At 72.9% G+C, this 21,050-nt stretch carries 19 protein-coding genes; 6 read left to right on the top strand and 13 right to left on the bottom strand.

Translation table 11 applies throughout. The features are described from left to right. Positions 1-10: 10 nt before the first annotated feature. The 4 genes from FXF51_RS44430 to FXF51_RS44415 form a co-directional block, all read right to left on the bottom strand. Positions 11-355 (bottom strand): hypothetical protein, encoded by a 345-nt coding sequence (locus FXF51_RS44430; RefSeq protein ID WP_148440822.1) that lies wholly within the window; start codon positions 353-355, stop codon positions 11-13. Next, positions 352-756: a YbaB/EbfC family nucleoid-associated protein gene (locus FXF51_RS44425; RefSeq protein ID WP_148440821.1), complete on the bottom strand. Its 405-nt coding sequence runs from the start codon at positions 754-756 to the stop codon at positions 352-354. Before FXF51_RS44425 ends, FXF51_RS44430 begins: the two co-directional genes overlap by 4 nt. A gap of 90 nt (positions 757-846) precedes the next feature. Continuing rightward, positions 847-1,254, bottom strand: coding sequence for a hypothetical protein (locus FXF51_RS44420; RefSeq protein ID WP_148440820.1), 408 nt, complete (start codon positions 1,252-1,254; stop codon positions 847-849). Beyond that, on the bottom strand, positions 1,251-2,138 hold the full coding sequence (locus FXF51_RS44415; RefSeq protein ID WP_148440819.1) for an SseB family protein: 888 nt from the start codon (positions 2,136-2,138) through the stop codon (positions 1,251-1,253). The genes FXF51_RS44420 and FXF51_RS44415 overlap by 4 nt, the downstream gene beginning before the upstream one ends. Positions 2,139-2,221: 83 nt before the next feature. On the opposite strand from FXF51_RS44415, the gene FXF51_RS44410 reads away from it, so the two are divergent. Then, positions 2,222-2,596 carry an anti-sigma factor antagonist gene (locus FXF51_RS44410; protein WP_148440818.1) on the top strand — a complete coding sequence of 125 codons (375 nt, stop codon included), beginning with the start codon at positions 2,222-2,224 and terminating at the stop codon, positions 2,594-2,596. 2 nt (positions 2,597-2,598) lie between these two features. Here the strand turns inward: FXF51_RS44410 and FXF51_RS44405 are convergent, their stop codons facing one another. The 5 genes from FXF51_RS44405 to FXF51_RS44385 form a co-directional block, all read right to left on the bottom strand. Continuing rightward, positions 2,599-3,624, bottom strand: a complete 1,026-nt coding sequence (locus FXF51_RS44405; protein WP_148440817.1) for a hypothetical protein — start codon at positions 3,622-3,624, stop codon at positions 2,599-2,601. Next, positions 3,621-6,248 carry an AAA family ATPase gene (locus FXF51_RS44400; protein WP_148440816.1) on the bottom strand — a complete coding sequence of 876 codons (2,628 nt, stop codon included), beginning with the start codon at positions 6,246-6,248 and terminating at the stop codon, positions 3,621-3,623. Before FXF51_RS44400 ends, FXF51_RS44405 begins: the two co-directional genes overlap by 4 nt. Continuing rightward, entirely contained in the window at positions 6,245-7,402 is a 1,158-nt protein-coding gene (locus tag FXF51_RS44395; protein WP_148440815.1) for an exonuclease SbcCD subunit D, read from the bottom strand. The genes FXF51_RS44400 and FXF51_RS44395 overlap by 4 nt, the downstream gene beginning before the upstream one ends. 11 nt (positions 7,403-7,413) lie before the next feature. Beyond that, entirely contained in the window at positions 7,414-9,228 is a 1,815-nt protein-coding gene (locus FXF51_RS44390) for an ATP-binding protein (RefSeq protein ID WP_262380244.1), read from the bottom strand. A 76-nt stretch (positions 9,229-9,304) separates the two neighbouring features. Beyond that, on the bottom strand, positions 9,305-9,778 hold the full coding sequence (locus FXF51_RS44385; RefSeq protein WP_148440814.1) for a MarR family winged helix-turn-helix transcriptional regulator: 474 nt from the start codon (positions 9,776-9,778) through the stop codon (positions 9,305-9,307). 109 nt (positions 9,779-9,887) lie between these two features. Here FXF51_RS44385 and FXF51_RS44380 point away from each other — a divergent pair, with 109 nt between their 5' ends. The 3 genes from FXF51_RS44380 to FXF51_RS44370 all read left to right on the top strand — a co-directional run bounded on the left by FXF51_RS44380 (position 9,888) and on the right by FXF51_RS44370 (position 12,475). Then, a complete protein-coding gene (locus FXF51_RS44380) occupies positions 9,888-10,442 on the top strand; it encodes a quercetin 2,3-dioxygenase (protein WP_148440813.1) in 555 nt (184 codons plus the stop codon). 183 nt (positions 10,443-10,625) lie between these two features. Next, positions 10,626-11,828 (top strand): cytochrome P450, encoded by a 1,203-nt coding sequence (locus FXF51_RS44375; protein WP_148440812.1) that lies wholly within the window; start codon positions 10,626-10,628, stop codon positions 11,826-11,828. Then, the gene (locus FXF51_RS44370; RefSeq protein WP_148440811.1) at positions 11,825-12,475 is read left to right on the top strand and encodes a TetR/AcrR family transcriptional regulator; all 651 of its coding nucleotides are present in this window, start codon (positions 11,825-11,827) and stop codon (positions 12,473-12,475) included. Before FXF51_RS44375 ends, FXF51_RS44370 begins: the two co-directional genes overlap by 4 nt. 137 nt (positions 12,476-12,612) lie before the next feature. Here FXF51_RS44370 and FXF51_RS44365 read toward each other — a convergent pair whose 3' ends face one another. Beyond that, a complete protein-coding gene (locus tag FXF51_RS44365; protein WP_148440810.1) occupies positions 12,613-13,791 on the bottom strand; it encodes a TetR/AcrR family transcriptional regulator in 1,179 nt (392 codons plus the stop codon). Between the two features lie 173 nt (positions 13,792-13,964). On the opposite strand from FXF51_RS44365, the gene FXF51_RS44360 reads away from it, so the two are divergent. Further along, positions 13,965-15,782, top strand: coding sequence for an AMP-dependent synthetase/ligase (locus tag FXF51_RS44360; RefSeq protein WP_148440809.1), 1,818 nt, complete (start codon positions 13,965-13,967; stop codon positions 15,780-15,782). Positions 15,783-15,784: 2 nt separating this feature from the next. Continuing rightward, on the top strand, positions 15,785-16,933 hold the full coding sequence (locus FXF51_RS44355) for an acyl-CoA dehydrogenase family protein (RefSeq protein WP_262380243.1): 1,149 nt from the start codon (positions 15,785-15,787) through the stop codon (positions 16,931-16,933). 47 nt (positions 16,934-16,980) lie between these two features. Here FXF51_RS44355 and FXF51_RS44350 read toward each other — a convergent pair whose 3' ends face one another. The 3 genes from FXF51_RS44350 to FXF51_RS44340 are packed head-to-tail and all read right to left on the bottom strand — an operon-like array spanning position 16,981 to position 20,990. After that, positions 16,981-17,457: a (2Fe-2S)-binding protein gene (locus FXF51_RS44350; RefSeq protein WP_148440807.1), complete on the bottom strand. Its 477-nt coding sequence runs from the start codon at positions 17,455-17,457 to the stop codon at positions 16,981-16,983. 15 nt (positions 17,458-17,472) lie between these two features. Next, a complete protein-coding gene (locus tag FXF51_RS44345; protein ID WP_148440806.1) occupies positions 17,473-19,770 on the bottom strand; it encodes a molybdopterin cofactor-binding domain-containing protein in 2,298 nt (765 codons plus the stop codon). Next, positions 19,767-20,990 carry an oxygenase MpaB family protein gene (locus FXF51_RS44340; protein ID WP_148440805.1) on the bottom strand — a complete coding sequence of 408 codons (1,224 nt, stop codon included), beginning with the start codon at positions 20,988-20,990 and terminating at the stop codon, positions 19,767-19,769. Before FXF51_RS44340 ends, FXF51_RS44345 begins: the two co-directional genes overlap by 4 nt. Positions 20,991-21,050: the final 60 nt, after the last annotated feature.

Genomic DNA, 21,050 nt, shown 5'->3' with positions numbered 1-21,050 from the left:
GAAGCCTTTTTCAGACTTCGCGCGTCATGCGCGTGAGATCGTGGTCGATGTCGGCGTCGGTCTGCCGGGTGTTGTCGATGGCCTGGCGCAGCCGGTCACCGGCGTCCACGATCTCCTCGGCCAGCCGCTTGCACTGCGTGATCATCTCGGTGGGCCCGCCGTCGCTGAAGTGCGCCCGCAGGAACGCCTCGCCTTCCGCGCCGACGCCCCACGGCGCCGCGGCCAGGTGTTCCTCGATCTCGGCGGCCAGCTTGGGCAGCTCCCTGCTGACCTCCTCGGCGGTGGTGGACCAGGCGGACATGCCCCGGTCCACGATCGACTTGGCGATGAAGGCGCCGTCCCAGTTTCCGTTCACCGACTGCCTCCCATGTCCTCGGCGAGCCTCGACAGGACGGTTTCGACGTCGCCGTCGAGGTGCGCCTTGAAGTGGTCGGGCGGGATCACCGGCTCGAAGATCTCGATGACGCGCCGCTGGGCCGCCTCGGCGGCCTTGTGCGCGGTCTCGGCGATCGTGTCGGCCAGGGCGCGCGCGTCGGGGCGCCGGTAGATGCGCGGGTCGAGGTCGAGCCGGATCAGCTCGCCGCGTGCTCCGACGGTGACCGAGACCAGGCCGTCGCGGGAGGTCTCGGTGGCTTGGACGGCTCTGGCCTTGGCATGCAGCTCCAGCCCCTCGTCCTGCAGCCGGGTGAACATCTCGCGCAGCTCGTCCGCGTACGCCCGCATCGCCGCCACATCGGGCCGCTCCGGTGACCCCATAACCCCCTCGCGACATTTCCGTCGTGTTACGCCACACCTGCCTTACGTGTCAGTTTCCGTCACATGAACACCAGGAAACAAGGTCTTAGCCTAAAAGTGATGATTTTCGGCGGTGATCCGTACGCTCTCCTCGCGGAGGTCCGTGACCTCCGGCCGGGGCGCCCAGGCCCGCCACACGCCCCGCTCCACCCGTTCCAGCCCCAGCTCGCGCGCGGTGTTCACGGACCCGCCGAGGTGTTCCAGCAGCAGCAGCCCGTCCCACTCGCCGTGCACCTGGAACGGCTCGCCGCGCCAGGTGCACACCACGGTGACGAACCGCAGCCACTCGCACTCGGTCACGGGGACGGTGCGCACGTGGCAGCCGGGCTCGACCGGCTCGAAGCCGTCCAGCGGATCGGCGCTGCGCAGGCGTACCCACAGCTCCAGGGCGTGCGGCTCGGGGCTTGCCGGGAACTCGGCGCCGCGCCAGCGGGCGCGGTAGGAGTGCCAGGAGGTCATGGACGCCTTCCGATCAACAGCCAGCGCCGCAGGTCGCCGTGGTAGATGGCCCGGCGGTGCTCGGTCCCTTCGTGGGTGAGCTCCCAGATCTCGGCGCCGTGGGGCAGGCCGACGCCGTTCACCTTGTATTCGCGGATGACGTTGTCGACGCTGGGCACCAGCCCCATGCCGAAGAACGGCGGCTCCTCGACCACCCAGCCCGCCACGGCGTCCCTGCCCTCCTCGTCGGTCCCCCCGTACGGCGTGCGGTAGAGCTCGAGGCCGACGGGACGCCAGCGCAGGATGTTCAGCGAGCCGCTCTCCGTCAGCAGGCCGGGGCCGCCCAGAGCGGCGGCGAGCACCGCCGGGGTGGCGATGTGCGCGACGTCGAGCGCGTGATGGCAGTAGCCGGACACCCTCGGCTCGGCGGTCATCAGCAGCTCGGGGATGTCGCCGGCCGCGAGCAGCTTCTGCACCACGGGCACCCCCGAGCCGGGGTCGAGCCGCAGGTCCTGCACCAGCGTGGGCACGGCGAGCCGGGCCACCGTCCCCGGTTCCAGCAGGAACGACACCCGCAGCCCCGGGTTGACGGCCAACCCCCAGCGCGGGTCGGGCCAGCCGGCGGCCAGCTCGGTCAGCGAGGCGACCCGGCAATGCGTCGCGGCCCCGCCGGAGGCCAGCCGCATCGCCTCGACGGAGGTGAAGGCCAGCAGCCAGGTGCGCTCGTCCGCGACGGCCGTCGCCCAGGCGGGCGCCTCGGTGCCCGCCGCGGCGGCGGCGGTGATCGGCAGCGCGAGCTCGGTCTCGCGCAGCAGGCTCAGGCACAGGGCCTGCCGCCCGTCGCGGTGCGCGGCCCACAGCCGCTCCTCGAACGGGCCGGCCGGTGGTTGATCATCGGCAGTCATCCGCCCATTTTGTCCTGTTCGCCGCGTACGTAGCGACGCGGGAGGGTTGCTCCCCGTTCGCATCGGGCTGACGATGGAAGTCCATGACCGGACAGCGCGAATCCGCCCGGCGGTTCACCGTCTCGATCGGACTGCACGGCAGCCTGATCGTGGCCCACGCCAGCGGCGACCTCGACTACCGATGCGCCGACCTGCTGCACCGGCAGGTCGCGGACGCCTGGCAGGTCACGCCCTCCATGGGGCTGGTGCTCGACCTCGGCGGCCTGACGTTCTGCGACTCCATGGGCATCGGCGCGCTGGTGGTGCTGCTCAACCAGAGCCGCGCGCAACGCTCCCCGCTCGTCCTGTCGAGCGTGCCCGACCGGGTGGAGCGCATCCTGTCGCTCAGCGGGCTGCGCGACTTCTTCCACGTCGAGGCGTCGGTGGAGGCGGCGATCCAGGCGGCCAACGGTCTGTGAGATCAGCGCACCGGAACGGGGCGTCCCTGCCGGGCGGCGGCGCGCAGGGCCCGGTAGAGGAGGCGGGCGTCGCCCAGCCGGTGGCGCAGCAGCCGCTCCAGGCCGCCGATCGGGACGAGGTTCTGCGGGGCGCGCGGGTCCTTGTAGTCGACGCCCGCCAGGGGCGGCAGGGCGTGGGTGACCGAGTCGGCCAGGCTCACCAGCGTGTCGAGGCCCAGGTCGGCGCTCGCCTCGCAGCGGACGACGCCCGACCACGGCAGGCCCGAGGGGGCGGGCAGCCGGACGTACCAGGCGTGGCGGCGCCAGCTCGTCCCCATGAGGAAGATCGGGGTGCGTTGCCCCGGCTCCAGGCGCGACACGGTGGCGGCCTGCGGGGACGGCAGGTAGGCGGTGTGGTGGGTCTTGATGTAGCCGACGGTACGTGGCAGGTGCGTGCGTCCCCGTAGCGGGCCGTCCACCAGGAGGAGGTCGTCCTCGGCCGACTCGGCCCTGTGCCGGATCGCGAGGTCCACCTCCAGTTGGGTGAGGTGGCTCTGGAGGGCCAGGATCAGGTCGTCCATGCCGGGGCGCGGCGCGCGGCGGGCCCGGTAGCGGGCGGCGGTGGTGGTGATGTCGGCCGCGTGCGGGGAGGCGCTGAACAGGGCGTGGCTCACCTCGACGGCGGCCAGGCGGGCGGGGGCGCCCCGGGCGCAACGGACGATCCCGGCGGCGCAGGACGCGGCGATCCCGGGCACGGGCGCGCCGCCGCCCGAGGCGGCGTCCTGCGGCATGGGCCCGCCACCGGTCGCGGCGTCGCCCGGTGCGTACGTCCACAGGCGGGCGTCGATGCGGCGGACGCCGTCGGCGATCAGCAGCACCTCGGGCGGCGCGGTGCCGGGATCGGGCGTGACCGGGCGCCAGCCGCCGGCGGGCAGCTCGACGTCCAGGTCCAGCTCCGCGCTGGTGGCGTCCAGCTCGGCCAGCGCCTCGGCGTTCAGCGCGGCCGTGTAACCAGGATCCCACGGGTCCACCGTGAACGCGGTTGTCACGCCATCACCCGGTGCAGATGCGATCCCTTGGCGTCCCGCCGCACCTCGAACCGCACCGGGACGCGATCGGCCAGCGCGGGCACGTGCGTGACCACCCCGACCATGCGCTCACGCCCACCGGCCAGGCGTTCCAGGGTGGCGGCGACCGTGTCCAGGGTGGCCGGGTCGAGGCTGCCGAAGCCCTCGTCCAGGAACAGCGAGTCGAGGCTGCGCGCCGCCGTCGCCGACAGCCCCGCCACCTGGTCGGACAGCGCCAGCGCCAGGGCGAGCGCCGCCTGGAACGTCTCGCCGCCCGACAGGGTACGGGCGTTGCGGCGCAGGCCCGCCTCGGCGTGGTCGATGACCTCGATCTCGTTCCTGGCGCCGAGAGCCAGCTCGTACTGGCCGTCGGACAGCTCACGCAACGTGCCGGAGGCGGCGGTGACGAGCAGGTCGAGCGCCTCCGTGCAGAGCCAGCGCTCGAACGCGTCGGCGCGCAGGCACTGGGCCAGCTCCTTGGCGACCCTGGCCCGCTCCTCCTCCGTCCTGGCCCGCTCGTCCAGCTCCCTGGCGGTGGCGCGGTTCTCCTCGACCCTGGCCAGGCGCGCCTGCGCCCGGGCCCTGGCCGCGACCACCAGCTCGCCCAGGCGCGCGCTGTCGGGAGTGGCGCCGGTCGGCGGGGCCGCGGTGGTTCCGGGGACGTCCACGCCGTGTTCGGTCAGGTGCCCGACCACGGTGGACCACAGCGTGCGGGCGTGGTGTTCCGCCTCCGCGACTCGCTCGTCGCCCTTGCTCAACGCCGCCCGCTCCTGGACGGCGGTGGTGTCGCGCCAGGTGAGCAGGTCCGTCCAGGCGTGGTGGAGGTCGTCGCGGGTCAGGGGTGGCGCGCCGAGGGGCACCACCGTGTCGCGGGCGGACTCCAGGTCGCGCCAGAGGCGGTCGGTTCTGCGGGTGAGCTCGTCGGCGCGGCGGTGGGCGGTGGTGAGGCGGGCTCGGGCGTCGCGGGCGGCCTGCCGCAGCTTGGCGGCCCGGCGCTCCGCCGCCCGGACGGCCGCGAGCCGCCCCTCCAGGTCGTCACGATCGACCCCGGCCGGCAACGCGGTCACGTCGGGAACGGCGCGCTCGGCAGGATCGGCCGCCGGGTCGCCGGTAGCGGGCTCGATCAGGCCGGCCGCCGGGTCGCCGGTCACGGGATCGATCAGACCGGCCGCCGGGTCGCCGGTAGCGGGATCGGCCAGGCCGGCCGCCAGGTGGCGGGTCGTGCGGGTGGCGCGTTCGGTCAGGTCGCGGGCCGTGCGTTCGAGGTGGCGCAGCTCGGTCTCCGCCTCCGTGCGGCGGTTGCGGGCCTGCTCCGCCTCCTTGCGGCAGGTTTTGACGTGCCGCTCGGCGGCCCGCAGGCCGGCCGAGACGGGATGGTGCGGCAGCCGTTCGACGGGCCGCAGGCACGTGGGGCACTCCTGCCCGACGACCAGCCGCCGCGCCAGCTCGGCCCCCGCGTGGGCGTCACGCAGCCGCTCCCCCGCCTCCTCAGCCTCGGCGAGCGCGGCTTCGAGTGCGCGGGCGCGCTCGGCGAGCGGTTCGAGGCCCGCCCGCGTCAGATCGGCCCGCTCCTGGACGCCCCGCAGCTCGGCGACGACGCGTTCGTGCTCATCGAGAGTCCTGATCCGGTCGGCCAGCACGTCGGGATCGTCCAGCGCGGCCAGGTCGTCCTCGGCCCGCTGCTCCTCCGCCTCGGCGGACTCGACGTCGCAGGCGTGGTCGCGCACCTCGCCCGCCGCCGCGCGCACGGTCTCCGCCAGGGTGGGCACCTCGGCGGGCATGCCGAGTGCGGCCAGCGCGGCGACCCGCCGCCGGGCGGCCTCCCGCTCCCCGGCGAGGTGGCGGATCTCCTCGGCCGAGTCCCTGAGGGCGTCCAGGTCACCTCTGACCTGCTCGTCCAGGGTGCGGAGCGCGGCCAGCCGGGTCCTGGCCGCCTGTTCGGCGGCCTCGTCGGCGTCGGTGAGGCGGGCCAGCCGCTCGCGGGCGAGCGTGGCGGCCTGCGCGGCGCCGCTCTCCTCCTGGACGGCGCGCTGCCTGACCCGTTCGTAGACCTCGGCGTCGAGGAGCTGCACCAGCAGGTCCTGGCGTTCGCGCGGCTGGGCGTGCAGGAACTCGGCGAACCTGCCCTGCGGCAGCACCACGCACTGGGTGAAGAACTTGTACTCCAGCCCGGTGACCCGCTGCACCTCGGCGGTGACGGCGGCGCCCTCCGCGACCGGCCGGGCGACGGCGCTCATCAGCTCGTCCAGCGTGGCCGTCGCCGGCACGGACGGCACCAGCTCCTCCAGCCGGGCCTCGGCGGTGTGCACCTTGCCCTTGGCGTCCCGCTTGAGCGCGCGGACCACGGCGTACCGGCGGCCTCCCGTCTCGAAGACCAGCGCCACCTTGGCGGCGACGGCGGACGGGGCCAGGGCGTGCGCGATGACGTTCTCCTTGCCCCAGCGGGGCACGGTGCCGTACAGGGCGAAGCAGATGGCGTCGATCAGCGTGCTCTTGCCCGCGCCCGTCGGGCCGACGAGGACGAAGTAGTCGACGTCGGAGAAGTCGACCGTGACGGGCTCGCGGAAGCTGCCGAAGTCGTCCAGGTGCAGCCGCAGCGGCCTCATGAGCCGTTCACCTCCTCGTGCAGCCGGTCGAACAGGGCGGCGACCTGGTCGTTGTCGCGTCCGGCGCCCGCCAGGTAGTCGCGGAACAGCTCGCGCGGGCTGCGTGCGCCGGCGCCGGGCGCCGGGGGCTGGCGGGGGTCGCGTACCGGCTGGAAGCGCTCGTGCACGGTCACCTCCAGCGCCGTCGGCAGGATCTCGCGGACGGTGTCGGCCAGCCCGGGGCGCGGTTTCTCGGCCACGATCACGCGCAGCCAGGTCTCGGTGAGGCCGGCGGCCATGGCCTCCAGCTCCTCCAGTGTGCCCGTCCTGGTGGCCAGGGGGCGGGCCGAGGAGATCGTCGCCTCGCGCACCACGGCGGGGCGGCCCGGCTCGACGGTGACGAGCAGCGCGCCGGGCGTGTTGTCCTCCTCGCCGAAGTCGACGGCCAGCGGCGAGCCGCTGTACCAGATGGGGCAGGGGCCGGGGATCTGCTGGCGGCGGTGCAGGTGGCCGAGCGCGGCGTACTGGGTGGTGGCGGGGAAGGCAGTGGGCTCGAAGTAGTAGGAGAAGATCGACTGGGCGCGGCGCTCGCCGCCGCCGAACCGGCCGCTGGGCAGCGTGCCGTGGGTGGTGACGAGGTTGACGGTGCCGGCCTCGAAGCCGGTGGTGAGCGCCTGGACGAGCTCGGCGACGCGGGCGGCGTAGTCGCGGTTGTGCTCGGCGGGGGTGCCGGTGAGCACGTCGGCGGCGCGTACGACGTACCGGTGCGACAGGAACGGGAGCACGGCCAGCCGCACGGGCTCGCCGGAGCGGGCCGTGAACGCGAGCGCGCCGCCCTGGTCGGGGCGGCGGAACGTGCCGGCGACGTGGATGCCAAGTTTGCCGAGTATCGGCCGGTACACCTCAAGGAGCTGCGGGTTGTCGTGGTTTCCCGCGAGCACCACGACGTCGCGGCCGCCCTCGCGCAGGGCGAGCACCGCGTCCAGCACCAGCGCCTGCGCCTCGGGGGTGGGGGCGGAGGTGTCGAAGAGGTCGCCCGCCACGATGACGGCGTCCACGTCCTCCTCGCGGGCCAGCGCGACGAGCTCGCGCAGCACCGCGCGGTGCTCGTCGAGGCGGTGGCGGCCCTTCAGTACCTTGCCGACGTGCCAGTCGGCGGTGTGCAGGATCTTCATGCGAAGCGTCCTTAAAAGGGAGGGATGTCGTCGTCGGCGCCCGGCAGGCCGGCGAACGGGTCTGCGCCGGCGATGGGGCCGCGGGACACCTTGACGGGCGGCGGGGCCGCCGCCTCGGCCGGGCGGGTGGCCCAGGCGGGGAACGGGAAGGTGACCGCGAGCGGCACGGGGATCTCGGGCTGGGTCACGAACATCGTGCCGGGACGGGCGATCGTGGCACGTTCCCTGGCGGTGGCGGGCAGCCAGCCGTACTCGGGGCGGGTGGCCTCGGCCGGGTCGAGGCGGCCGGCGACGCGGACGGCGCAGTTGGCCACGATGCGCCGCTCGACCTCGGAGGCCGTCTGCTGGGCGCCGATGAGGATGACGCCCAGCGAGCGGCCGCGTTCGGCCACGTCGAGCAGGATCTCCTTGATGGGCGACTCGCCCTCGCGGGGCGCGTACTTGTTCAGCTCGTCCAGCACCACGAACAGCAGCGGCCTGGCGGTGCCCGCGCTCTCCTTGCGGGAGAACTCGCCGCGCAGGGTCACGCCGACGACGAACCGCTGCGCCCGATCGGGCAGGTTGTGCAGGTCCACGATCGACACCTGGGCGTCGGAGACGCCGATCGAGTGCGGGCGGCGGCCGGACAGGTCGCCGCGGACGATCGGCGACAGCGGCCGCACGGCGCTGCGCAGCCGGCGCAGGAACGCGTTCACGGTGCCGAGCGGGGTCGGCGCGCCCGTCCAGGCGGCGCGGGTGCCCTCGTCGGCGAGCTGCCCGCCGAGGAAGTCGACCAGGTCGGCGAACGTGCGGCAGACCGGCCCCGCCTCACCGTCGGGGCGGCGCACCCGCACGGCGCCCGACTCCCCGACCGGCTCCGCCCAGGACTGCAGGCGGGCCGCCATCTGGCCGACGAGCAGGGAGTACTGGGCGCGCTCGTCGTCGGCGTCGGTGAAGACGAACCGCAGCAGCTCCTCGGCGCAGAACTCCGCCAGCGTCCAGTAGTAGGAGCTGACCGCCTGGGTTCTGGCCTGGACGTTCGGCACGCCGTTGGGGTCGCCGGGGCGCGGCGGGGCGAACACGTGCACGCTGCCGAACGGGGCCGCGGGCAGGCCGAGCCGGTCGTACTGGGCGCGGGCGGCGGCGTCGAGGCGGGTGTTGGCGTGGTCGAGGAAGAGCAGGTCCTCGCCTTTCACGGAGAAGATCAGCGCTTTGGTGTTGGCGGCCTCCGCGCCGAGCACTCCGGAGTTGAAAATGGAATACACCAGGAATGTGGCGAACGACGTCTTCGTCGCCACTCCGGAAACGCCGGAGATCGACACGTGGGCGCCGCGGGTGCCGTCCAGGAAATCGAAATTCAGGTACATCGGGCGGCCGTCGCGGCCCAGCCCCATGGGGACGCGGCGGTCCATCACGTCGAAGTAGAGCGCCTGGTCGCGGTCGCCCGCCTGGGCCCGGTAGGCGAGCGCGCCGGGCAGCGGCGGGATGAACACCTCCGGCTCGACCCTGGTCACCCGGACCTCCGCGCATTCGACGACGGCGGCGGGCAGCGCGCCGTCGGCGATGAGGAACACGTCGGAGTCGAAGGCCGCCCCCTCGTGCCTGGCCTCGACCGCCGAGACCACCCCCGCGACCAGCACCTGGCCGAATCCCGGGGTGTCGCGTCTGGTCACCACGACGTCGTCGAGCTGGACGATCCGGCCCGGCTGGAGGCCCACCCAGAACGACAGGGGGGAGGCTGCCTGCGTGCCGAGGACGCGGCCGACCGCCTCCGCCGACGCAGCGCCGTCGGCGTCCGGCGGCCCGCTGCCGTTCGCGCCCGGCAACACGCTGCCCTTTTCGATCACAAGTGCGCTCCCGCCCCAGGGGTTCATCCGTCCTTCCGCTGCATCCTAATCACCAGGAAATTGTTCCTTCGCCCTTTCAATTGATCGTTTCCGCCCATTCCTTCTCAGGCGGCGCGGCCACGATCGGCGGATCCCCCCACGGCGTTTCCAGCGCGACTCGCAGGGCGGCGGCCCCCTGCTCGCCGAGCCGCCGCGCCAGCACGTCCTCCATGACGGCGATACACCGCTGCGCCAGCTCGTGCGCCCGCTGCCCCTCGGCGGTGGTGCGGATCAGCCGGGCGCGCGCCGAGGACGGGTCGGGCACCTGCTCCATGAGGCCCGCGTCGATGAGGCCGTGCACGGCCTGGTGGGCGCTCTGCCGGGTGACGCCCATGCGCCTGGCCAGCTCGGACACCGTGGTGCCCGCGTTGTCGAGCGTGGCGAACACCCAGGCCTGCGCGATGGTCAGCGGGCGCTCGCCCGCGGCCTCCATGCTGGCCAGGAGCCCTTCGTCGAACCAGCGCCTGGCTTCGGCCAGGCGCTGCGGCAGGTTGCGGGCCGGCTGGGTCATGTCGGTGTGCGATCCAAGTCCTCGTCGGTACGGCGTCTTGCCGAAGTCTCCCACCCCTTCTAATGTCAGGTGACCTGACAATACCGTCTCACCTGGGGAGGGACCCCTCATGACCATGGAATACGCCACCTCCTACCGCACCCGCTCACACATCCCTCCCGGCCCGGGCAAGCCGTACTTCGTCGAGAAGGGCATGGGCGACAGGGCCCACCTGTTCGGCGACCTCATCACGGTCTACGCGGGCGGCGAGCAGACCGAGAACACGTTCAACTTCTTCACCTGCGAAGGCCCCAAGGGGAAGATCATCCCCGCACACCTGCACGCCGGCACCTACGAGGTCTTCTTCGTCACCCAGGGCGCCGTGCGGCTGTTCGTCGAGGACCTGGAAGGCGAGCAGCAGGAGAAGCTGCTCACCTCGGGCGACTTCGGGTTCGTGCCGAAGAACTGCCCGCACGCCTACCGCATCGAGCGGCACGCCAGCCAGATCGTGGGCGTGGCGGCGGGGCCCGGCGGCACGTTCGAGCGCTTCTTCGAGTCGCTCGGCACTCCCACGGACGAGCTGGGGCTGCCCGCCGCGCCGTACGTGCCCGCGCCCGAACGCTTCGGCACCGTGCCGCAGCGCTACGACGTGCGGTTCCTGCCCGATCACGAGTGGCGCGCGTGACCGTGCTCCTCCTGCTCAAGTTCTTGCTCGCCGGCGTCCTGGCGGGCGCCCTGTACCGCACGGTGAATTCGCGCGAAGCCCGGCCTGCGCCTCGGCCCGCACCGGAAATCCCGCCCAGCCTCTGGCCTTACTAAGGCGACCGCCTTAAAGTTGGCACGAGCTGTCAACGACATGGGGGCCGCGATGACCTTGCCGAACTATCCCTTCGACCGCGACACCACGATGGACCCACCCCACGAATGGGCCGAACTGCGCGACCAGTGCCCGGTCGCGCACGTCCGGCTGCCCAGCGGCGACACCGCCGTCCTGCTCACCCGCTACGACGACGTCCGCACAGCCCTGACCGACCCGCGCTTCCGCCGCGGCGGCCCCGACGCCGCCCGCGTCTCGACCACCCAGGACGGCGGCATCTTCAACCGGGCCGCGTCCGGCACGGACATGCGGGAGGGCGAGGGCCACCTGCGGTGGCGGCGGCTGCTGACCCGCTCCTTCACGATCAAGAAGATGGAGGCGTGGCGGCCCCGCGTGCAGGCGATGACCGACGAGCTGGTGGACGACCTCCTCAAGTCCGGCTCCCCGGCGAACCTGTCGGCCCAGCTCGCCCTGCCCCTGCCGGTACGCGTCATCTGCGCCCTGGTCGGCGCGCCGAGCCACGACCAGGACAAGTTCGCCCACTGGTCGCAGGTCATGCTCACGCTGACCCGTTACAGCCAGGAGGAGGTCGAGCAGGCCTACCGCGACTTCGACTCCTACGTCTCCGCCCTCGTGGACGCCCGCCGCGCCGACCCGGGCGACGACCTGCTGAGCGAGCTGACCCAGATCTCCGACACCGAGGACGGCCGGCTCGGCCACCAGGAGCTCATCGCCACCGTCCGGGCGCTGCTGCTGGCCGGGCACGAGACCACCTCCAACATGATCGCCATCATGACGGCGATGCTCCTGTCGGAGCGTGAGCGCTACCAGGCGGTGATCGACGACCCGGCGCTGATCCCGGGCACCGTGGAGGAGGTCCTGCGCCTGGACACCACGCTCAGCGTGATCGGCTTCCCCCGCGTCGCGGCCGAGGACGTCGACCTCGGCGGCACGACGGTCCCGGCCGGCTCCACCCTCATCCCGTGCCGGCCCGCCGCCAACAGGGACCCGCGCAGGTTCGACGACCCCGAGCGGTTCGACCCGCGCCGCGCCAACGCCGCCCAGCACCTGTCGTTCGGCGCGGGCGCGCACTACTGCCTGGGCCAGCCGCTGGCCCGGCTGGAGCTGCAGGTCGTGCTCGGCACGCTGATCCGCCGCCTGCCCGGGCTGGCGCTGCGTGACGGCGTGGACGGGCTGCGGCTGCGCAAGGGGCTGCTGTCGGGCGGCCTGGAAGACGTCTGGGTCACCTGGTGACCCCGCCCCGGGTGGCGGCGCCGGTCGGCGCCAGAAGCCTGATCATGGACACGGCCGAGCGGCTGTACGCCACCCGGGGGCTCGCCGCGGTGTCCCTGCGGCAGATCGGCGAGGCCGCGGGGCAGCGCAACAAGTCGGCGGTGCAGTACCACTTCTCCGGCCGGGACGACCTGATCAAGGCGATCCTGGCCGAGCACGCCGAGGCCATCGAGCGGCACCGGCTGGCGATGACGGCGCGGCACGGCGACCCCGAACGGATGCCGCTGCCGGAGCGGATCGGCTGCATCGTGCTGCCGCGCATCGAGCACCACATCGACCTGGGCACCCCCTCCTGGTACGGGCGTTTCCTCGCCCAGGTCACGGTGGAGCCCGCGCTGCGCGAGTACGCCGTCCGGGCGCACCTGGACACGCCGTCGCTGCGCCGCCTGCACGACGCCGGCGCCGCGCCGGGTCCGGGTGCGGCGCGCAGGAAGGACATGACCCGTCAGCTCATCGTGCACATGTCGGCCGAGCTGGAGACGGAGCTGGCGCGGGAGCAGCCGGATCCCGGGGACGCCGCAGCGGCCTGGCGCCGGCTCGGCGCCGACCTGGTCACGGCGGTCAGCGAGCTGGTCGGCGCTCTGGGCGGCACGGACGGCGGGCGGTGAAGGGTCGTTGGGCGGTCGAGGGGCGACGGGCGGTGAAGGGCCGCTAGGCGGTCAAGGGGCGACGGGCGGCGAAGGGCCGTTGGGCGGTCAAGGGGCGACGGGCGGCGAAGGGGCGCTGGCGGCACACCCCGGCCGGGTCACTCCGGCAGCCCCAGCATGGGCCGCAACAGCGCGGCGGTGCGCGCCCCCGTCACCGAGGGCCCGGCCGCGCGGGCGAGGTCGGTCACGATGTTCAGCGCCGCATGCGTCCGGAACCGCAGCTCGGCCGCCTCCTCCCCCACCCGGGCCTGGGCCACCAGCCCGATCCAGGTGTCAACGTGCCGCCGCTGCGCGGCCCGCAGCCGCCGCAGGTCGGCCGGCGGCAGGTTCTCGCTCTCGGAGACGTAGACGGCGGCCAGGTCGGCCTGCTCGAAGGTGATCTCGACGTAGGCGTCGATCAACCGCCCCAGGGCCTGCGCAGGTGAGGACGCACCGGCCAGCGCCGCGGCGGCCGTGTCCGCCAGCCGCCCGGCGGCACGATGGTAGGCGGCGGCCAGCAACTCGGCCTTGCCCGCGTAGTGCGAGTACACGCTGGAGGCGTTGATTCCGGCGGCCTGCCCGATGTCGGCGATGCTCACCTGGTGGTAGCCCCGCTCGTGGAAGAGCCGGATGGCCTCGGCGAGCAGCCGCTCCCGCCGCGGCAGCAGCGCGAACCGATCCTCCCGGTCCCGCCGGGAGGACGTCCGCGGCGGCGGCGCGGGCAGGTTCACGGCGGTGAGGACGGCGACGCAGTCGAGGATCGTGCGCTCGGCCTTGCCCCTGGACAGGCTCGCCCGATGCGTGGCGGGGCTGGCGATCACGCTCAGCGCCGCGGAGATCACCAGGGCGGCGTCCTGTTTGGGCAGCGAGGGCCGCACGTCCAGCAGCAGTTCGCGCAGCGTGCGCACGGCGCCGTCGAACGGCGCGGTCAGCTCCGCCCGCTGCTCCGGGTCGAGGTAGCGGCTCTCCCACTGGTAGAGCCGGGCGACGGCGCGCCGGTCGAGGGTGTAGCGGACGAGCGCCCGCAGGGCGGCGCGCAGCCGGTCGGGCGGGGTGGGCTCGCCGGCGCCGGAGTGCACGCATTCGGCGAAGCGCACGCCCAGCTCCTCGACGGCCGCGGCGAGCACGGCCTGCTTGTTCGGGAAGTGCCGGTAGAGCGCGGGGCCGGTGACGCCGACCTCCTGGGCGATGTCCTCGATGCCGACGTTGTGGTAGCCGCGGGCGCAGAACAGCTCGGCGGCGGCGAGCGCGATCGTCTCCTTGCGGTCTTTGGGCCGTTGGCGCCGGGTTGTCGGCATGGGGAGAGTGTAGCGGGCGCGCGGTGATCCACAAATCGTTATCTGTTTCGCTGAAACGAAGCTTCGAGCTGGGCGAACTCGTAGATAAGTAAGTCGTGATTCGGGCGTATTGACAGTAGAACGATGTTCGGGTTCTGATGGAGACGCCCAATGCCCAGCGAAGGGAGCGTTCGATGGTGACCGAGGAGGACGTGCGCGCGGCTCTAGGGGCGCACACGGTGCCGGAGCTGCTGCGGCGCAACGCCGCCGAGCACGGCGACCGGCCCGCGCTGACCGGCGCCGACGGGCGCACCTGGACGTGGCGGGAGCTGCGCGACGACGTGCTGGCCGCGGCGGACGGGCTGCGGGCGCTGGGGCTGCGGCGCGGCGAGCGGATGCTGATCGGCATGTCGAGCCGCCCCGAGCACTGGATCGTGGATCTGGCGGCGGTCGAGCTGGGCGCGGTCCCGTGCACGACGTACGCGACGCTGACGGCCGAGCAGATCCGGCAGGTCGCGGTGCACAGCGGGGCCGGCGTGGTGGTGCTGGAAGGCCCCGCCGAGCTGGCGCGCTGGGAGGCGGCGCTGGCGGACATGCCCGCCTTGAAGGGCGTGGTCGTGGTGGAGCACGCGGACGACGCCGCAGGGGCGGACGGCACGCACACGCGTTACGCCGACCTGCTCGCGACGGGGCCCGGCGAACCGGCGGACGCCGCAGAGGACGTCGTGGCGAGCCAGGACGACCCGGTGACGATGATCTACACCTCGGGCACGACGGGCGACCCGAAGGGCGTGGTGCTGTCCCACCGCAACGTGCTCTACCAGTGCGCCCTCCAGGAGCTGGTCCAGCCGGTCCCCGCGCACCCCAGGACGGTCGCGTACCTGCCGCTGGCCCACATCGCCGAGCGGGTGCTCGGCATCTACCTGCCGCTCTACGCGGCGGGCCACGTGACGATCTGCGTCGACTCCACCCGCCTGCTCGCCACGCTGAACGAGGTCCGCCCGCAGGCGTTCTTCGGCGTGCCGCGCGTGTGGGAGAAGTTCGCGGCCGGGCTGCAGCACGCGCTGTCCGCCCTGGACGGCCCTCAGGCCGAGGCGGTCGGGCAGGCGCGCGAGCTGGCCGCCGAGGCGTACCGGATCCGCGCCACCGGCGCCGGCCTGCCCGGCGAGCTGGCCGAGGCGCTGGAGCGGGCCGACCGGCTGGTGCTGCGCCCGTTGCGGGAGCGGATCGGGCTGGCGGAGGCGGTCCGGCTGGGCAGCGGCGCCGCGCCCATCCCGGCGCAGGTGCTGGAGTTCTTCGGCAGCCTGGGCATGACGATCATGGAGGTGTGGGGGCTCAGCGAGACGACGGGCGCGGCCACCAGCACCTTCACCCACCACTACCGGGCCGGCACGGTCGGCCTGCCCATGCCGGGGATGGAGATCAGGCTCGCCGACGACGGCGAGGTGCTGGTGCGCGGCCCGCTGGTGTTCCTGGGCTACCTCCAGCCGAACGGGGGGATCCAGCCGGTCGTGGACGAGGACGGCTGGCTGGCGACCGGCGACATCGGCGGCCTCGACGAGGACGGGCTGCTGCGGATCACCGACCGCAAGAAGGAGATGATCATCACGTCGAGCGGCAAGAACATCGCGCCGAGCGCGGTGGAGTCGCTCCTGCGGGCGCACCCGCTGATCGGGTACGCGGTCGTGGTGGGCGATCGGCGGCCGTACCTGACGGCGCTGCTGATGCTGGACGAGGAGGCCGCGCCCGCCTGGGCCGCCGCCCAGGGCCTGGGAGCCGCCGGGCTGAAGGAGCTGGCGGCCGAGCCGCGCGTGCTGGAAGAGGTGACGGCCGCCGTCGAGCGGGCGAACGCGGCGCTGTCGCGGCCCGAGCAGGTCAAGGCGTTCCGGGTGCTGGACCACGCGTGGAGCCCGGCGAGCGGGGAGCTGACGCCTTCGCTGAAGCTGCGGCGGCGGGTGATCGAGCGGCGCTACGCCGAGGTGATCGAGGAACTCTATGCGAAAGGCTCATGATCTTGACCCAGAATGAGGCGCTGACCGACGAGCGGCGCGACTTCGTCGCCGCGATCGAGGACTTCTGCCGGCGCGAGGCGGGCACCCGCGAGCAGTGGCTGAAGCTGACCGACGGCGGCGCCGAGCCGCACAACGCGGAGCTGTACGGGAAGATGGCCGAGCTCGGCTGGCTGGGCGTCTCCGTGCCCGAGCAGTACGGCGGCGCCGGCCAGGGCATGGTGGACCTGCTGCTGTTCCTGGAGACCACCGCCTACTGGCAGGTCCCGATCGGCGGTTTCGCCACGTCCGCGATCACCGCCGCCTCCTACGAGAAGTTCGGCGGCGAGGAGCAGAAGAGCCGCGTGCTGGGCGACTTCCTGCGCGGCGGGGTGCTGGCGGTGTCGATGTCGGAGCCCGGCGCCGGCTCCGACGTCGCCGCGCTGACGTGCAAGGCCGAGCGGCGGGACGGCGGCTGGGTGGTCAACGGCCAGAAGACGTGGTGCTCCAACGCGCACATCGCCGAGCACATCCTGCTCGTCGCGCGCACGTCCGCGGCCGGTGACCGGCACGACGGGCTCACCATGTTCTCCGTGCCGGCCGGCGTCGAGGGGCTGGAGATCCACGGCATCGAGACGATGGGCGGCAAGGAGGTCAACGACCTCTACTTCACCGACTGCTTCCTGCCGGACGACGCGGTGGTCGGCCAGGTCGACCACGCCTGGCGCCAGCTCATGGCGGGGCTGAACCTGGAGCGGATGATCCTGGCCGGGCTGATGCTGGGCACCGCGCGCAGGGCGTTCGACGACACGGTCTCGTACGCGCGGGAGCGCACGCAGTTCGGCCGCCCGGTCGGCAGCTTCCAGGCGCTGCGGCACCGGCTCGCCGACCACGCCACCGAGCTGGAGTGCACCAGGCTGCTGGTGCACGACGTGGCGCGGCGGATCGACGCCGACCCGGCGCGGATGCTGCCGCGCGAGGCGTCGATGGCCAAGCTGAAGGCCACGGAGGTGGCCAAGGCGATGGCGCTGGACGGCATGCAGATGATGGGCGGCTACGGCTACGCCACGGAGTACGGCATGGAACGGCTGCTGCGCTCCACGGTCGTCTCCACCGTCTACGGCGGCACGAGCGAGATCCAGCGCGACATCATCGGCAAGACGTACGGGCTCTGAGAAACGGTGAAGGCGTGCCCCCGGATCACGAAAGGGGGCACGCCTTCTCACATGTTCCGGGCGCCTGCCCTGATCGCCTCCCTGATGCGGAAGTAGGTGCCGCACCGGCAGATGTTGCGGATGCCGTCGAGGTCGTCGTCGGTGATGGCACGGCCCTCGGCGGCGACCCGGTTGACCAGCGCCACCGCGGCCATGATCTGGCCGGGCTGGCAGTAGCCGCACTGGGCGACGTCGTGGTCGAGCCAGGCCTGCTGCATGGGGTGCAGCTCCGTGCCGGCCGTGGCCGCCAGCCCCTCGATGGTGGTGACCTCGTCGTCCGGCTGGAGATCCTTGACGGGGATCGCGCACGGGTTGACCGCTTTGCCGTTGAGGTGGCTGGTGCAGGCCTTGCACACGTTGATGCCACAGCCGTACTTCGGCCCGGTGATGCGCAGCACGTCGCGCAGCACCCACAGCAGGCGCACGTCGTCGGCGACGTTCACGGTGACCTGCTCGCCGTTGACGCGGAAGGTGTGTTCGGGCACTCGGGTCTCCTCGGCTCAGCGAGCGTGGTCGAGGCCGTCGGTCGGGGACGGCGGTACGGGCGGGACGGTGGGCTTGGGGGTGAAGGAGAGCGTGCCGTGGTTGATCGGGAAGCTGGTGGGCATCGTCCCGGTCGCGCGGCCGTACGCGCAGGCCACGGCCGCCATCGAGGAGGCGACGGCCAGCTCGCCCGCGCCGCCGGGCTCGTCGGAGGTGGCGGGCATGATGATGATCCGCAGGTCGAGCGGGGTGTTCCACTGCCGGGTGTAGAAGTAGTTGTCCCAGCTCGCCTCCAGGAAGTAGCCGTCGCGCAGGTGCAGGCTGGAGGTCAGGGCCAGCGCGATGCCGTCCGAGATGCCGCCCATCATCTGCGCCTCCAGGCCGCGCGGGTTGACGGCGAGGCCGGGGTCCACCGCGAAGACGACCTTGGTGACGCGTGGCCCGGTCACGCCGTCGCGAATGGGCCGGTTGACCGTCCCTGACCGGCAGTCGATCTCCACCAGCGCGGCGCTCACCGACTTGTACTCGGCGTGGAAGGCGATGCCCTGCGCGGTGCCCGGCTGCATCGCCCGTCCCCACGCGCCGGCCTCGGCGACCTTCGCCAGCACCGCCCGTGAACGGGCGTCGCGCAGGAAGTCGTGCCGGAACCGGTAGGGGTCCTTGCCCATCCTGGCGGCGAGCTGGTCGACGATCAGCTCGCGGGCGCAGGTGACGTCGGGTGAGTAGACGTTGCGCATGCTGCCGGTGTTGAAGCTCTTGTCCGTCTCGGCCAGGAGCTGGCTGCTGGCGCCGAAGTCGTACGACATCGCCTGGCTGAGGTGGAAGAACGTCTGCGAGAAGCCGACGTCGCCCACGGGGAGCCGTGCCGCCAGGGCGGTGAAGATCTCGCCGAGCCCGTGGCCGAGGTCGGTGGAGACGCTGGTGTGCCGCTGCTTGTAGCTGAGCACGGTGCCGCCGAGGTAGGAGACGCGCACCCGGGAGGTGGCCATCGGGTGGGCGCGGCCCTGGCGGGCGTCGTCGGCGCGGTGCCACATGAGCTTGACGGGCTTGCCGACCTTCCTCGACACCTCGGCGGCCTCCAGCGCGGCGTCGAAGAAGAGCTTGCGGCCGAACGAGCCGCCGCCCTCGGTGACGTGCACGGTGACCTTGCCCACCGGCAGGCCGAGCTTGGCGGCGATGCTCTGCTGGGCGACGATCGGCGACTTCAGCGCCGACCAGATCTCGGCGCGGTCGGCCCGCACGTCGGCGATGGCGCAGTTCGGCTCCAGCGCGCTGTTGCCGCGGAAGTAGAACGTGAACGCGCCCTCGACGACCGGCGTCGGCGGCCTGAGGCCGAGGGGCAGCTCGGCGGCCTGCAACGCGCGCAGCACGCTCTCGTCGGACTTGCCCGCCGCGGTGCCGGGCTTCCACGTCACCTCGAGCGCGCGCACGGCGTCGATGCACTGGCCGAACGTCTCGGCGCGGACCGCCACCCCGGTGGAGATCACCACGGCGTCGGTGACGCCCGGCATGGCGCGCACCTCGGCGAGGTTGGCGACCGAGCCGACCTTGCCGTTGATGGTCGGCGGGCGGCACACCATCGTCGGCTTGGCGTCCGGGACGTCGAGGTCCATGGTGAACTTCTTGCGCCCGGTCACCGCGGCCAGCGCGTCCACCCGGTTGTGCGGCCTGCCGATGACGGTGAAGCTCTCGCGCGCCGCCAGCGTCACGGACACCCGCGTGGTCCGGTTGCTCGCGGCCTTCCCGGCGAGCTCGCCGATGCCGAGGCTGCCGCCCGACCGGTCGCTGATCACGCCGGCGGCCAGCTTCAGCTCGCCGACCGGCGAGCCCAGCTCGGCCGCCGCGGCCTCCAGCAGCCGGAGCCGGGCGACGGCGGCCGCCACCCGGATCGGCGTGTAGGTGGAGATGGTGGTGTTCGAGGCGCCGGTGAGCTGGTTGAACAGCAGCTCGGGACGGGCGTCGGCGAGCGTGACGCGCACCCGGTCCAGCGGGACGGCCAGCTCCTCGGCGATCAGCATGGCCGTCGAGGTGGTGATGCCCTGCCCCACCTCGGCCCTCGGCAGCGCGAACGACACCGTGCCGTCGCTGCCGACCTCGACCGAGATGAGGCCGGAGGTGGGCAGCGCCGCCGCCGTCATGACGTCGTTGAGGTCGATCAGCTCCGTGAGCTCCGGCGAGGGCAACCGCAGGTCGCCGGACGGGGCGGGCGGCGACAGCTCGGCGGCGGCCACCAGCGTGGGCGCCGCCAGCACGTACCCGAGGAACCGCCGCCGCCCGACCGGCTCGCTCAGCACGCCGTCGTGCGGACCGGTCATGATTCCGGTCGGTTGATCGTCGGGATCTCGATCTTGGTCTCCTGGCCCTTCGTGAGGAAGAACAGGATGTACTGCCGTACGGCCTCGTCGATGACCCAGGCGGTCTCGGGCACCAGCGGCAGCGGGATGAGCCCTTCGCGGAACCTGACCAGCTTCGGCCAGACGGCCTTGATCAACGGGTCCCAGATCGGCTCGCGCTTGATGCCGTCCCAGTCGGCCACCTGGTCGCCGACCAGGTAGCGGGCCAGGGCGTTGCACAGGGGACGGCTGATGCTGGCCGGGCTGGTCTGCTCGGCGAGCTGGCTCAGCAGGATGTCCGTCAGCTTGACGCCCTCGGGGGTCGGGCCCATGTTCCTCGGCAGGATCTGGTCCGACTGGGCGTAGGCGGCGTCCCAGGTGGCGGGGATGTACTCGTCCCTGATGCCGAGCAGGTGCGCGGTCACCTGCCACACGTGCAGGTACGCCTCGGTCTCGGCGGGCTTCATCGGGACCCGCCACTCCAGCAGCTTGCGCATCGCGAAGGTCGGCAGCGTGTGCCAGGTGACCAGCATGTCCTCCTGGCTGATGGGGATGTCGCCGCCCCAGTGCGGCGACTGCTGCAGCAGGTGCCGCACCGCGGCGTGCACCAGCCGGGTCTTGACGCACTCGACGACGACGGAACCGCCCGGCCGGTAGGCGTCCAGGGCTCCGACGGCGAAGCCGAAGATGCTCGTCTTGGCGACGCGGTCCTCCATGTCCGCGCCGCCCTTGGAGTAGTAGACGGAGCGGGCCTCGTTGGGGATGGCCGTGGCCAGCATGCCGCCGCCCACCCCGTTGCACAGGTTCAGATAGATGCCTCGGGACTTGTTGAACGTGGCCGCGACCTCCAGCTTGGCCGGGTCGGCCCACGACGGGACCTGGCGGGCCCGCTCCATGAAGTCACGCAGATCGGCCGGCAGCCCGTCGGGTAACGGCTGGTCGTTGCGCGTCCAGTTCCACAGCAGACGGTTGACCTCGGGGATGGCGCCGCGGTCGAGCAGCGAGGCGAGGAGCTGGTCGGCCTCCTCGTCCCACACCCACCGCGGGTCGGCACCGGCCCCCGATCCCGCGATGGAACCGCTCGGCGCCCACGTCCACTCCAGCAGGGGGCGCGCGTGCGCCGGGGTCGCCATGCTCAGCGCTCCCAGCGCCCCGAGGGCGCCGCCCGAGATCAACATCTTGCGCCTGCTCAGCTCCGTCATGGACGGAACTCCTTTCTGACCTGTTGCAACGCCGATGAACGGCCTGATGGTGGTTGCCGC

It is taken from the genome of Nonomuraea sp. PA05, from assembly GCF_008086045.1.
Lineage (GTDB): Bacteria > Actinomycetota > Actinomycetes > Streptosporangiales > Streptosporangiaceae > Nonomuraea > Nonomuraea monospora.
The sequence above is the reverse complement of the archived record's forward strand: the minus strand, read 5'-3'. Positions and strand labels throughout refer to the sequence as shown.

Excerpts from the sequence above, each read along its gene's own strand:
- FXF51_RS44395 (WP_148440815.1), bottom strand. The coding sequence starts at position 7,402 with ATGAAGATCCTGCACACCGCCGACTGGCACGTCGGCAAGGTACTGAAG.
- FXF51_RS44345 (WP_148440806.1), bottom strand. The coding sequence starts at position 19,770 with ATGACCGGTCCGCACGACGGCGTGCTGAGCGAGCCGGTCGGGCGGCGG.
- FXF51_RS44340 (WP_148440805.1), bottom strand. The coding sequence starts at position 20,990 with ATGACGGAGCTGAGCAGGCGCAAGATGTTGATCTCGGGCGGCGCCCTC.
- FXF51_RS44415 (WP_148440819.1), bottom strand. The coding sequence starts at position 2,138 with ATGACTGCCGATGATCAACCACCGGCCGGCCCGTTCGAGGAGCGGCTG.
- FXF51_RS44375 (WP_148440812.1), top strand. The coding sequence starts at position 10,626 with ATGACCTTGCCGAACTATCCCTTCGACCGCGACACCACGATGGACCCA.
- FXF51_RS44365 (WP_148440810.1), bottom strand. The coding sequence starts at position 13,791 with ATGCCGACAACCCGGCGCCAACGGCCCAAAGACCGCAAGGAGACGATC.
- FXF51_RS44425 (WP_148440821.1), bottom strand. The coding sequence starts at position 756 with ATGGGGTCACCGGAGCGGCCCGATGTGGCGGCGATGCGGGCGTACGCG.
- FXF51_RS44400 (WP_148440816.1), bottom strand. The coding sequence starts at position 6,248 with ATGAGGCCGCTGCGGCTGCACCTGGACGACTTCGGCAGCTTCCGCGAG.
- FXF51_RS44380 (WP_148440813.1), top strand. The coding sequence starts at position 9,888 with ATGACCATGGAATACGCCACCTCCTACCGCACCCGCTCACACATCCCT.
- FXF51_RS44410 (WP_148440818.1), top strand. The coding sequence starts at position 2,222 with ATGACCGGACAGCGCGAATCCGCCCGGCGGTTCACCGTCTCGATCGGA.
- FXF51_RS44420 (WP_148440820.1), bottom strand. The coding sequence starts at position 1,254 with ATGACCTCCTGGCACTCCTACCGCGCCCGCTGGCGCGGCGCCGAGTTC.
- FXF51_RS44360 (WP_148440809.1), top strand. The coding sequence starts at position 13,965 with ATGGTGACCGAGGAGGACGTGCGCGCGGCTCTAGGGGCGCACACGGTG.
- FXF51_RS44385 (WP_148440814.1), bottom strand. The coding sequence starts at position 9,778 with ATGACCCAGCCGGCCCGCAACCTGCCGCAGCGCCTGGCCGAAGCCAGG.